Raw genomic sequence first — 12455 nt, forward strand, 5'->3', positions numbered from 1 at the left:
TACGCGCGTGGCTACTTCGCCAGATTCGGCGGCTGTATCGGGGCCGTGGCCAGGGACTGGGGGGACGTCGTCGAGGCGTAGGCGGAGGGGGGCGACATGGCGGCCGTGGGGTCGGGGGTGGCGGCTTCCTCCGGGGGCAGGGGGAGGCCGCCGACGATGCGGATGCCCGCCTCGTCGAACGCCTGCTTGACGCGCCAGCGCAGCTCGCGCTCCACGCCCAGGGACTTGCCCGGCATCGTCTTGGCGGAGAGCCGCACCACCATCGAGTCGAGCAGCACGCTGTCCAGGCCGAGGATCTCCACCGGGCCCCACAGCCGCTCGTTCCAGGGCTCGTCCTTCGCCATGGCCTCGCCGACCGCCGCGAGGGTCTCCTTGACCTTCTCCAGGTCCTCGTCCGGGCGCACCGTCACGTCGACGCCCGCGGTGGACCAGCCCTGGGAGAGGTTGCCGATGCGCTTGACCTCGCCGTTGCGGACGTACCAGATCTCGCCGTTGTCGCCGCGCAGCTTCGTCACGCGCAGGCCCACCTCGATGACCTCGCCGGAGGCGACGCCCGCGTCGATGGAGTCGCCGACGCCGTACTGGTCCTCAAGGATCATGAAGACGCCGGAGAGGAAGTCCGTGACGAGGTTGCGCGCGCCGAAGCCGATCGCGACGCCCGCCACACCGGCGGAGGCGAGCAGCGGGGCCAGATTGATCTCGAACGTGCCGAGGATCATGAGCGCGGCCGTGCCGAGGATCAGGAAGGACGCCACCGAGCGCAGGACCGAGCCGATCGCCTGCGAGCGCTGCCGGCGGCGCTCCACGTTCACCAGGAGCCCGCCGAGCGCCGTGCCGTCCACGGCCTGCGCCGTGCGGTTCATGCGGTCTATCAGCTTGGTGATCGCACGGCGGACCAGGACGCGCAGGACGACGGCTATGGCCACGATCAGCACGATGCGCAGCCCGATGCTCAGCCAGGTGGACCAGTTCTGCTCGACCCAGCTCGCCGCGTTCGTGGCGCTCTCCTGGGCGTCCTCGAAGGTGGGCGTCTTCGGCTTCGACGGGTCGTCCGGGTCCGTTCCGGCTGCCGTCAGGACGGACAAGAGCACGGCGAATACCTCCAGGTGTCGCGGCCTGCCCGGTGAACTAGGGAGAACCGGGGGAACCGGGCAGACCCACCACACTAACGGGGCATCGTGTGTGGATCGTTGTCATGTTCGAAGGAGAGGTGGTGTTCACCTGGGGAGCAGGCGTGTGGCACGGGGGGTCGCGCCCCCCTTGTGGTCGAAAACACTTCAAGGCCGTTACGGGCACATGCTGGCGCTACGACCAGGCATGAGGGGAGACTGGCTACAGATCGTCCCGGCGCGAGCCACGCGCCGCCGGCGTACAAGGAGGCATCCGTGCCGCATGTCCTGGTCCTCAACGCGTCGTACGAGCCCCTCGGCGTCGTACCGCTCCGCCGCGCGCTCGTCCTCGTCCTGGAGAACAAGGCTCTCTGCCTCGAGGAATCCGGCGCCTTCATGCACAGCGCCACACGCACCGTCCCCGCACCCAGCGTGGTCCGCCTCAAGCGGTTCGTCCGGGTCCCTTACAGGGGGCCCGTTCCTCTGACCAGACGGGCCCTGTTCGCCCGCGACGGCGGTCGGTGCATGTACTGCGGTGGCGTCGCAACCAGCGTCGACCACGTCATTCCCAAGAGCCGGGGCGGCCAGCACGCCTGGGACAACGTGGTGGCTTCCTGCCGCCGCTGCAACCACGTCAAGGCCGACCGGCACCTCATGGAGCTGGGCTGGCGGCTGCGGCACAAGCCCGCGCCGCCCTCGGGCCTCGCGTGGCGCATCATCGGGACCGGACATAGGGATCCGCGCTGGCTGCCGTACTTGCAGCCGTTCGGCGCGGACGACGCGATGGCCCGGATCGACGGCATTTCCGCCTAGCAATCGATCCGGGCCTTTGTTGTACGTGCGTACGTCTTCCGTACGTGCGCACGTCACGGCTGCCGTGCGTACGCCGTGTGCGTCACCCGCGTGGCGCGCGCGGTCACCGCCCGTCGGCGACCGCGTACGCCTCGACCGACCACAGCGAGTAGCCGAAGCGCGTGGCCCGCTCGTCGCCCTGCACCCGCACGTAGCGGGTGTCCCGCGCGTCCATGCGGACCGCCTCCCGGCCACCCCTGCCGTCCCGCACGGTCGCCGCCGTGCGCCAGGTCCGGCCGTCCGACGACGTCTGCACGCGGTAGCCCTTCGCGTACGCGTCCTGCCAGCGCAGCACGACCTGCCCGAGCCTGACCGGCTCCGCGAGCTCCACCTGCCACCACGCGCCGTCCTCGACCGGGGAGGACCAGCGGGTGCCGGGATCGCCGTCGACCGCCGCAGACGCCGGGAAGTCCTTCGTCTCGTCGCCCGACGACGAGGCCTTCGCGCCGCGCGCCAGGTCCGGGCCCGCCGTGCGCGGGTAGGCGCGGACGGACACCGTGCGGGTCTCGTCGCCGAAGCTCACCGGGACGTCGTACGTCCCCGCCCGGGTGCCCGCCGGGACCGTGATCTCGACCGGCACGTCGACGCGGGTGCCGCGCGGCAGCGTGGACTCCCCGGGGACCTTCACCTCGATGCCCCCGGGCGCCTTCGCCCGCAGCCTTCCGCGGACGTCGCCGGGGCGCAGCGAGAGCAGCTCCGCCGTGACCCGCTGCGCGCCGCCGCCGATCTCCGCGTCGGCCTCGGTGCGGGCCAGCGCGAGACGGGCGGCGGGGGCGTCGGCGAACCAGGGCACGAGGTGGCGGACGGTGCCGTCGGTGAGCGCGGCGCGGACCGCGTCGGCCCGCACGTCCTTCGCCCGGACCTCGGTGAAGCCGCTCTCGGAGAGCGCGCCGATGCGCCGCCAGCCCTGGCCGGGGACGTGCGCCTCCACCTCGCCGTGGGTGCCGGGGTCGGTCAGCGCCGTCACCGCGGCGAGCGGACGCTCCCGGCCGAACCGGGCCGTGCCGCCGTCCGCCGCCCGCTCGCCGGTGGTGCCCGCCCACGTCGCGTACGCCTTCTGCGCGCGCGTCAGGAACGGGTCGAGCACGCCCTCGCCGACGGTGGCGCCGCTCGCCCGCAGCTCCTTCCGCAGCCCCGCCAGGGCGCGCGAGGCCCGCCAGGCCGCCGCGCCGTCCCCCTCGGACTGGGCGCGCAGCATGTCGACGGCCCGCTCGCCCGCCTCGCCGTAGCGCGCCAGTTGGTCGATCCAGGGCCGCACCTCGTCGTCGAGCGAGCTGCCGGCGAGCCGCCGCGGCGCCTCGCGCATCACGGTGAACGCGGCGCGCAGCCGCCGCGCCGAGTCCTCGCCCCGCGTCCGGTCCGTCGTCGTGCGGGCCTGCCAGAACTCGCCCATGAGCGGCCGCAGATACGCCGACTCGTCGGCGCCCAGCACGGACGAGGCGTCGTTGCCCGCCAGCGCCCGCAGCGCGCCCCGCGCCTTCGCGTCGCCGCCCGCGAGGTCGTCGATCGCGGCGAGCCAGGACTCGTGGGGGCGGTAGGCGCGCGGGTTCCAGGCGTAGTCGGCGGCCGTGAACAGCGGGATGCGGGACGCGGAGGGCTGCTCCATGGCGTTGCCGAGCAGGGCGGCCGAGCCGGTGGCGACGGCGGGCTCGCGGCCGGTGTAGGGGCCGAGGAAGATACGGTCCTGCGCGAAGTCGTTGACGGGGTAGTTGTCCATTGTGACCAGCGGGTGCGGGCCGAACGCCGCGCGGGCGCCCGCCAGTTCGCGCCCCGTGATGGTCTTGGGGACGACGCCGACGCCCGTCCAGGCGACCTCGACGCGGCGGTCCAGGTCGTGCGAGAGGGCCGCGCGGTACTCGGTCGAGCCGTTTTGGAAGTACTCGGTCGGCATCAGGGAGAGCGGCTTCGCGTCCGGGTGGCGCGCGGCCAGGTGCGCGGCGACGGCGTTGGCGACCTCGGCCTGCGCCTTCGCCGCGGCCTTCGGGCCCGAGCCGAACGTCTCCGCGTCCTGGCCGCAGTGCCACTCGCTGTAGCTGACGTCCTGGAACTGCAGCTGGAAGGCGCGCACGCCCAGCGCCCACATCGCGTCGATCTTGCGCGTGAGGTCCCTGACGTCCTTGTCGGACGACATGCACATGGCCTGGCCCGGGGCGACCGCCCAGGCGAGCGTGACGTGGTTGGCCCTCGCGCGCTCGGCCAGCGCGCGGAAGTCGGCGCGCTGGTCCGCCGGGTAGGGCTCGCGCCAGCGGGCCTGGCGGTAGAGGTCGTCGCCGGGGGCGTAGAGATAGCGGTTCTGCTTGGTCCGCCCCATGAAGTCGACCTGGGCCAGGCGCTGTTCACGCGTCCAGGGGGTGCCGTAGAACCCCTCGGTCAGGCCGCGCACGGCGGTGCCGGGCCAGTCGCGGATCCGTACGCCGGGGACGCCGCGGGCGTCGCCGGTGAGCTGGCGCAGGGTCTGCACGCCGTGGAAGAGGCCGTCCTCGCCGGTCCCCGTGAGGGCGACGGTGTCCCGCCCCTCGACGCGGCCCGCGGCCAGGCGGTACCCGCCGTCGGGCAGGTCGCCGCGCTCGCGGACGCCCAGGGAGCGCAGGGCGCGGTCGGCGCCGCCGCCGCCGACGCGGACGACCAGCGCGCCGCCCGCGGGCAGCGGGGCGCCGTCGCGGGCCTCGGTGATCCTTCGGGCTCCCGCCTCGCGCAGCAGGTCGCGCAGGGCCGCCAGGGCGTACGGGTCGGCGTGCTCCTCGTCCGCGGTCACCAGGACGACGTCGTCGCCCACGGTCACGGAGGTCCCGGCGGCGCTCATCGACTGGGGCCGGGGCCAGACGGGCGGGAGGCCGGATCCGGCCTCGCGGCCGGTGGTGCCGGCGTCGGGGGAGGCGACGGGGGCGCCGGGCGCTCCGGGGGCCGCGACCGCGCCGGGCGCACCGCCGAGGGCACCCGCGATGACGGCGACCGCGATCGCGGCCGCGCCCTTCCTGCGCCGCACCTGCACGGCCCTCGCCCCTGTCCTCGTTCCCGGGGTCCTCGCGGGCCCTGACGTCACGTGTGGCAGTGAGCCCACCACTGACGCGACGGAGGTGTCAACGGGGCCTGGTGAAGGGGCCGTCTTTCTTCGCGGAACCTGCGCGTTTCCGGGGACACAAGGGACGGAAAGGTGCCGGAAAACCGCGGGAAACGAGCGTTCCTGGAAGGGCGGGCGGCGGGGCCGCGGCGACGGACGTCTTCCCGGCGGCCGAGGGCTCGGACCCGGATCTTCCGGAGGGCGGCGGGGTCCGGGCGGAACAACTTCCGTACGGGGAACGAAATGTGACCAGGAACACGTTGGGGTGCCGTATACGTCTGCGATCCCGAGCAGTGGGTAGGGCTGGCGAGACCTGCCCCCTGAAAAGGAGCTCCACGTGGCCGCCGCGAACCTTCTGCTCGACGCGTTCTCCCCACAGGTCTCCAGCCCCGACTCCGGCCTCGACGGCTCCTGCTCCTGCGGCTGCCTGGAGCCGCCGCTGACCAGTGAGCCCCCGCTCGCCGACGCCGCGCCGCTGACCAGTGAGCCGCCGCTCGCCGACGCCGCGCCGCTGACCAGCGAGCCCACCTCCACCGGCATGGCCTCGGGCCTGGACTCCATGGGGGTCTGATGGCCCTGAGCCGGCTGGCCGCGTCGTACGGCGTGGCCACCTCCTACTCCACGTCCCCGGGGCGTACCGTCCCGGCCTCCGACACCGCGGTGATCGCGGCCCTCGCCGCGCTCGGCGTGGACGCGAGCACGCCCGAGGCCGTCCGCGCCGCCCTCGCGGCCCGCGAGGCCGAGCTCTCCGCCCGGCTGCTGCCCCCGACGGTGGTCCTGTGGGAGGACGGCCCCCGGCCCGCCCCGCTCGCGGCCCTGGCGCCGGGGACGCGGATGCGGGTGGAGCTGGAGGAGGGCGGCGTCCGCGCCTGGGAGCTGCCGCCGGACCCGGCGGAGCACGGCATCCCGCGGGACGCACCGCTGCCGCCGGGCACGCACCGCCTGCGCGTGCGCGACCCCGAGGGGCGCGAGGCCGAGGCCCACCTCGTCGTCGCCCCCCGCCGGATCAGGACCCCGGAGCGCCGCGCGCACGGCTTCCTCGTGCAGCTCTACTCGCTGCTCTCCCGTCGCTCCTGGGGCATGGGCGACCTGGGTGACCTCGCCGAGCTCGCCGCCTGGGCGGGGCGGGACCTGGGCGCCGGCTTCGTCCAGGTCAATCCGCTGCACGCGGCCGTGCCGAGCCCGCCGCGGGGGCCGGGCGGCGACCCCTCCCCGTACCGCCCCTCCTCCCGCCGCTTCCCCGACCCCGTGCACCTGCGCGTCGAGGCCGTCCCGGAGTTCGCGTACCTGAGGGGCGAGGCCAGGGAGCGGGCCGAGGAGCTGTGCCGGGAGGCCGACCGATTACGCGAAGCGGTCCTCCACGACGACGAGTTGATCGACCGCGACGCCGTCTGGCGGCTCAAGCTCGTCGCCCTCGAACTGCTCCACGACGTCCCCCTCGGCCCCGGCCGCCGCGCCGCCTACCACTCCTTCCTCGCCGACCAGGGCACCGCCCTGGAGGACCACGCCACCTGGTCCGCCCTCGCCGAGATCCACGGCCCCGACTGGCACTCCTGGCCCGCCCCGCTGCGCGATCCCGCCTCGCCCGCCACCGCCCGAGCCCGCCGCGCCGCGATGGACCGCGTCGACTTCCACTGCCGCCTCGCCTGGCTCACCGACACCCAACTCGCCGCCGCCCAGCGCTCCGCGCGCGAGGCCGGCATGGACATCGGTCTCGTGCATGATCTCGCGGTCGGCGTGCACCCCGGCGGCGCCGACGCCTGGGCCCAGCAGCGGCACTTCGCGCCCCGCAGCACCGTCGGCGCCCCGCCGGACGCCTTCAACGCGCGCGGCCAGGACTGGGGCCTGCCGCCCTGGCGCCCCGACCGCCTCGCCGAGTCCGGCTACGCCCCCTACCGGGCGCTCCTGCGCGGCCTGCTGCGGCACGCGGGCGCGCTCCGCATCGACCACGTCATGGGCCTGTTCCGCCTCTGGTGGATCCCCGAGGGCCACGAGCCCACCGAGGGGACGTACGTGCACTACGACGCCGAGGCGATGCTCGCCGTCCTGGCGCTGGAGGCGCGGCGTGCGGACGCCCTCGTCATCGGCGAGGACCTCGGCACCGTCGAGCCGGGCGTGCGCGAGCGGCTGCGCGAGCACGGCGTGCTCGGCACCTCCGTGCTCTGGTTCGAGCGGGACTGGGTGGGCGAGGACGGGGGCGAGGGCACGGGCCGCCCGCTCCCCGCCGACGCCTGGCGCGCGGACTGCGTGGCCACCGCCACCACGCACGACCTGCCGTCGACGGCCGCCCGGCTCACCGGCGAGCACGTCCGACTCCGCCACGACCTGGGCCTGTTGACCCGCCCGCTGGCGCAGGAGCGGGCCGAGGCCGCCGCCGACGTGCACGAGTGGCTGTGCCTGCTCTCCCGGCTCGGGCTGCTGCCCGGCGGCGTCGGCGACGAGGAGGACGAGATCCGCGCCGTGCACCGCTTCCTGCTGTCCACCCCGGCCCGCATGGTCGGCGTCTGGCTGCCGGACGCGGTGGGCGACCGCCGCCCGCAGAACCTGCCGGGCACCTGGGACCAGTACCCCAACTGGCGGCTGCCGGTCGCCGACGCCGCCGGACGCCCCGTCACCCTGGAGGACCTGGCGGCCTCCCCGCGTCTGCACGCGCTCATGGCGGTGTTCCGCGGGGGTCCCGGCCGGGCCGGCGGGGTCCGTACGGCACCCCCGGGCGCGCACCCCGTTTAGGAGTTCGCTACGTTTGCACCGTGGACAAGAAGAACGCTCTGCGCGCCGGCGCCCTGGCCTCCGGCACGACGCTGATGATGCTGCTCATGTCGTCCCCCGCGAGCGCGCTCGTGCGCGACGACGGCGACGACCCGGGCTCGGGCCTGAGTGTCATCGACACGCTCGGCCTCTTTGTCGTGGCGCCCATCGTGCTGTTCCTGGTGATCGCGGGCCTCGTGATGGTCGGCGACAAGTCCCGCAAGCAGCAGAAGCAGGGTTGACCGAAGGCACCCCCGGGGACCGCCGCGGCGGTCCCCGTTCCTCAGCTTTCCGCGCCGAGGGCGCCCTTCAGCGACGTACCGCCGTTCCGCGCGGCCGTGGCAGGAGGGCGCCCTCGGCGTGCTCGCGTGCCCGGGGTCCTGAGGCCCCGGGAGTGGTCACGGCCGCTCGGCCGTCAGATAGCGCTGGAGCGTCGGCGCGAGCCATCGGGTGATCTCCTCGCGGGTCAGCGCCACCGACGGCGGGATGCGCAGCACGTACCGCGCCAGCGCCATGCCGAGCAGCTGCGACGCGCAGAGCGCGGCCCGCGTCGGGGCCTCGGCGGGGTCCGGGCAGACCTGACGCGCCACCGGCAGGATCTGCGCCGCGAAGATGCCCTGCATGCGCTCGGCGCCCGCCTCGTTGGTGATGCCGACGCGCAGCAGCGCGACGAGCACGTCACCGTCCTCCCACATGGCCAGGAAGTGGGTCACGAGCACCCGCCCGGCGTCCTCGCGCGGCACCCGCGCGAAGTCCGGCAGCCGCAGGTCGACGGAGGTGGCCGCGGCGAACAGTCCCTCCTTGTTGCCGTAGTAGCGCATCACCATCGACGGGTCGATGCGCGCGTCCCTGGCGATGGCGCGGATCGTCGCGCGCTCGTACCCGTCGGCGGCGAACCGCTCGCGGGCCGCGGCCAGGATGCCCGCGCGGGTGGCGTCGGAGCGGCGGGCCGGCGGGCCGAAGGGTCCGTCGGCAGGTTCTCTTCCGGTCATGCCAACAAACGTAGGCCAACACCTGTTGACAGTCCATAGGTGCGGTTCTACGTTGGCCAACAAGCGTTGACCAACAAGTGTTGGCATCAGGAGGCGGCCATGAACGGCACCACCGGGCACACGGGCAACACCGAGAAGGCCGAGGGCGCCGAGATCGTCAAGAGCGCCGAGAGCGTCGTGGTCGTCGGCGCGGGACCCACCGGGCTGCTGCTCGCCGGGGACCTCGCCGCGGCGGGCGTCCCCGTCACCCTCGTCGAGAAGCGGGCGCACGGCATCAGCAACCTCTCCCGCGCGATGGCCGTCCATGCCCGCACCTTGGAGCAGCTGGACGCGCGCGGCCTCGCCGACGAACTGCTCGCCAAGGGCGAACCGCTGAGCACACTGCGCTTCTTCGGGCGTGCCTCGCTCGACCTCTCGCACCTCCCCTCCCGCTTCCGCCACGTCCTGGTCGTCCCGCAGTACGAGGTCGAACGGACTCTGGAGCGGCGGGCGGTCGAGGCCGGCGTGCGGTTCGTGTACGGGACCGAGGTCGTCGGGCTCGACCAGGACGCCGACGGCGTCACGCTCGACGTCCGCGGCCCCGGCGGCACACCGGGCGCTCTGCGCGCCGCCTACGCGGTCGGCGCCGACGGGCTGCGCAGTGGCGTGCGTGAGGCGGTCGGGCTGCCCTTCCCGGGCCGGTCCGTCATCCGCTCGCTGGTCCTCGCCGACGTCCGGCTCGCCGAGCCGCCGGAGTCGCTGCTCGCCGTCAACGGCGCCGGTGACGCCTTCGCCGTCATCGTGCCCTTCGGCGACGGCTACTACCGCGTCGTCGGCTGGAACCGCACCCATGACGTGCCCGACAGCGAGCCGCTCGGCCTCGACGAGGTCAGGGAGATCACGCGGGCCGCCCTCGGCCGGGACCACGGGATGTACGACGCCCGCTGGATGTCCCGCTTCCACAGCGACGAGCGGCAGGCGCCCGCGTACCGCGTGGGCCGGGTCTTCCTCGCCGGGGACGCCGCGCACGTCCACTCCCCGGCCGGCGGCCAGGGCATGAACACGGGCCTCCAGGACGCCGCCAATCTGAGCTGGAAGCTGGTCGCCGCGCTCGAGGGCCGGGCCCCGCGGGGCCTGTTGGACACCTATCAGGCCGAGCGGCACCCGGTCGGCAGGGCGGTGCTGCGCAGCAGCGGCGGGCTCATCAGGCTCGCGATGGCCAGGCGCCCCTGGACGCGCGCCGCGCGGGCCGGGCTCGTGGCCCTCGTCGGCCGTGTGCCCGCGCTGCGCGCCGGGGTGGCGGGCCGGATCACCGGCATCGGCGTCGCCTACCCGGCCCCGAAGGGCGCCCACCGCCTCACCGGGCGCCGGGTCCCCGACGTCGCGCTCCAGGAGGGGCGGCTCCACGAGGTCCTGCGCGCGGGGGAGTTCGTGCTCGTCGCCCCGGACGGCGAGAAGCTCCCGGCGGGCCGCGCCGTGCCCGCCCACTGGGCGAGCGGCCGCCGCACGACGGTCCTGGTCCGCCCCGACGGATACGTGGCGTGGGCGGCGGAGGACGCGGAGGCGGGCGAGGTGGCGGCGGCCCTGCGGGCGTGGGGAGCGGCCTGAGTCGATCGTTCACTTTCCCTACAAATAAACAGCGGAAAGATTCGATGGACCTGATGGGTGTGGAGGTGTCACGGTGGTCCCGCACCGCACCGAGACCCCCGCCATCGCGGGGAGAACCGAGACCCCCGCCACCGCGGGGAGAACCGAGACCCCCGCCACCGCGGGGAGAGAGGCAAGGGATACCCCGTGGCAGTCCTGGACCGGACCCCCGCTCACACCGCACCGGCCGCCGCGAGGGCGGCCGCGCGCCCCATCGGCGTCGGCCTCGCCCTCGCGGCCCTCGCCACGGTCGTCTGGTCGGGCAGCTTCGTCACCTCCCGGGCCCTGCACGACACCGTGCCGCCCGTCCAGCACGCGTTCTGGCGCTGGATCATCGCCATCGCTGCGGTCGCGCCGTTCGCGGCCCGCGAGACCTGGCGGCAGCGCAGGCTGCTCCGGCGGCACCTGAAGTTCCTGCTCCTCGCCTCCCTGTTGGGCGTCACCGTCTACAACACCCTGGTCAACCAGGCCGGCATGACGACCAGCGCGGGCAACATGGGCATGATCATGGCCGCCTCGCCGGTCCTCATGGCCGTCTACGAACGGCTCGGCGGCGCCCGGCTCGGCGCGCGCCGCGTCACCGGCATGCTCGTGGCCTGCGCCGGAGTGCTCCTCCTGGTCAGCAAGGGCTCGCTCGCCATGGACTTCGCGGTCGGCGACCTCTGGATCATCGCGGCGGCGGTCTCCTTCGGCTCGTACAGCGCGCTGCTGCGGCGCAAGCCCGCCGAGATCGGCGGACTGCCCTTCCTCTTCGCGACGTTCGTGCTCGGCGCGCTGATGCTGCTGCCGGTCTTCGTGGCCAGCTACGCGCTCCAGGGCGGCTTCACGCCCACCGTCGGCACGGTCTCCCCGCTCCTGTACGTCGGCGTGGTGTCCTCCGCGGTCGCCTTCTTCGCCTGGAACAAGGCGATCTCGCTCATCGGCGCGGCCCGCGCCGGAGTCGTCTACTACCTCCAGCCGGTCTGCGTCGCCCTGCTCTCCTTCGCGGTCCTCGGCGAGGCCATGGGGTGGCTCCAGGTGCTGTGCATGGGCCTGATCCTGGGCGGGGTCGTGCTGGGCGCGGCCCGCGCGAAGTAGGCGGGGCGGCCGGTGGGAACCCCGCTGCTGACCAGTCGGTACGTTGGCCTCATGAGCGAGTGGGACATCAAGAAGCTGCAGATCCTGCGCACGTTGAGCGAGCGGGGGACCGTGACGGCGACGGCGCACGCCCTGCGGATGACGCCCTCGGCCGTCTCGCAGCAGCTGTCCAACCTCGCCAGGCAGCTGGGCGTGCCGCTCCTGGAGGCGCACGGGCGGCGGGTCCGGCTCACCGACGCCGCGCATCTGGTGCTGCGGCACACCGAGGCCGTCTTCGCCCAACTGGAGCGTGCCGACGCGGAGTTGGCGGCATACGCCCAGGGTGAGGCGGGGGAGGTGCGGGTCGGCGCCTTCTCGACGGCCGTGCCCGCGCTCGTCGTGCCCGCCGTGCGGGCGCTGCGGGAGGCGGCGCCCGGCATCTCCGTACGCGTACGGGAGACCGAGGCGGCGGAGGCGTACGAACTGCTGGCGGCCGGGGAGGTGGACGTCGCCCTGTCCCTGGCCGTCCAGGCGCCCGCCGGGGCCGACGCGGACACGCGCTTCACCCGGGAGTCCCTGCTCGCCGACCCGCTGGACGTGGCGCTGCCCGGCGACCACCGGCTCGCGTCGACGGACGGACTCCGCCTCGCCGACCTCGCGGGCGAACCGTGGATCTTCGGCGGGAGCGGCCCCTGGTCCGAGATCACCCGGGCGGCCTGCGAGAGCGCGGGATTCACCCCGGAGCAGGCGCACTCGGCGTCCGGCTGGACGGCGATCCTCGCGATGGTCGAGGCGGGCATGGGGGTCGCGCTGGTCCCGCGGCTGGCGGCGGCGCGCCGGGACGGCGTCGTCATGCGGGAGCTCTCCGAGGACCACCCGACCCGCCACGTCATCGCGGCGGTGCGCCGCGGGGCATCGGCGGGCGCGGCGGTGGCGAGAGTCCTGGCCGCGCTCCGGGAGGCGGTCCCGGCCCGCGAGGACGCCCCGTAAGGGGCGCGGGGAACCGCGCGA

10 protein-coding genes are annotated in these 12455 nt (G+C 74.6%); 7 read left to right on the top strand and 3 right to left on the bottom strand.

The window, feature by feature from the left end; translation table 11 throughout:
• Window positions 1-11: 11 nt before the first annotated feature.
• Window positions 12-1091 (bottom strand): mechanosensitive ion channel family protein, encoded by a 1080-nt coding sequence (locus AB0L89_RS00960; RefSeq protein WP_365132199.1) that lies wholly within the window; start codon window positions 1089-1091, stop codon window positions 12-14.
• Window positions 1092-1385: 294 nt separating this feature from the next.
• On the opposite strand from AB0L89_RS00960, the gene AB0L89_RS00965 reads away from it, so the two are divergent.
• Window positions 1386-1922: an HNH endonuclease gene (locus AB0L89_RS00965; RefSeq protein WP_150184145.1), complete on the top strand. Its 537-nt coding sequence runs from the start codon at window positions 1386-1388 to the stop codon at window positions 1920-1922.
• 103 nt (window positions 1923-2025) lie between these two features.
• On the opposite strand, the gene AB0L89_RS00970 is transcribed toward AB0L89_RS00965, so the two are convergent.
• Window positions 2026-4953 (bottom strand): beta-N-acetylglucosaminidase domain-containing protein, encoded by a 2928-nt coding sequence (locus AB0L89_RS00970; protein ID WP_365132202.1) that lies wholly within the window; start codon window positions 4951-4953, stop codon window positions 2026-2028.
• A 406-nt stretch (window positions 4954-5359) separates the two neighbouring features.
• On the opposite strand from AB0L89_RS00970, the gene AB0L89_RS00975 reads away from it, so the two are divergent.
• The 3 genes from AB0L89_RS00975 to AB0L89_RS00985 are packed head-to-tail and all read left to right on the top strand — an operon-like array spanning window position 5360 to window position 8012.
• A complete protein-coding gene (locus AB0L89_RS00975; RefSeq protein WP_365132205.1) occupies window positions 5360-5593 on the top strand; it encodes a hypothetical protein in 234 nt (77 codons plus the stop codon).
• Entirely contained in the window at window positions 5593-7752 is a 2160-nt protein-coding gene (malQ, locus tag AB0L89_RS00980; protein WP_365132208.1) for a 4-alpha-glucanotransferase, read from the top strand. The genes AB0L89_RS00975 and malQ overlap by 1 nt, the downstream gene beginning before the upstream one ends.
• 20 nt (window positions 7753-7772) lie before the next feature.
• On the top strand, window positions 7773-8012 hold the full coding sequence (locus tag AB0L89_RS00985; RefSeq protein WP_055701284.1) for a hypothetical protein: 240 nt from the start codon (window positions 7773-7775) through the stop codon (window positions 8010-8012).
• A gap of 156 nt (window positions 8013-8168) precedes the next feature.
• On the opposite strand, the gene AB0L89_RS00990 is transcribed toward AB0L89_RS00985, so the two are convergent.
• Complete coding sequence (locus AB0L89_RS00990) at window positions 8169-8762, bottom strand: TetR family transcriptional regulator (protein ID WP_365132211.1); 594 nt, start codon at window positions 8760-8762, stop codon at window positions 8169-8171.
• A 99-nt stretch (window positions 8763-8861) separates the two neighbouring features.
• Here AB0L89_RS00990 and AB0L89_RS00995 point away from each other — a divergent pair, with 99 nt between their 5' ends.
• The 3 genes from AB0L89_RS00995 (at window position 8862) to AB0L89_RS01005 (ending at window position 12434) form a co-directional block, all read left to right on the top strand.
• Window positions 8862-10349: an FAD-dependent monooxygenase gene (locus AB0L89_RS00995; RefSeq protein WP_365132214.1), complete on the top strand. Its 1488-nt coding sequence runs from the start codon at window positions 8862-8864 to the stop codon at window positions 10347-10349.
• A gap of 195 nt (window positions 10350-10544) precedes the next feature.
• Window positions 10545-11465 (top strand): DMT family transporter, encoded by a 921-nt coding sequence (locus tag AB0L89_RS01000; RefSeq protein ID WP_365133905.1) that lies wholly within the window; start codon window positions 10545-10547, stop codon window positions 11463-11465.
• 51 nt (window positions 11466-11516) lie between these two features.
• Entirely contained in the window at window positions 11517-12434 is a 918-nt protein-coding gene (locus AB0L89_RS01005; RefSeq protein ID WP_365132217.1) for a LysR family transcriptional regulator, read from the top strand.
• Window positions 12435-12455: the final 21 nt, after the last annotated feature.

It is taken from the genome of Streptomyces sp. NPDC052114, assembly GCF_040680155.1.
Taxonomy (GTDB): Bacteria; Actinomycetota; Actinomycetes; order Streptomycetales; family Streptomycetaceae; genus Streptomyces.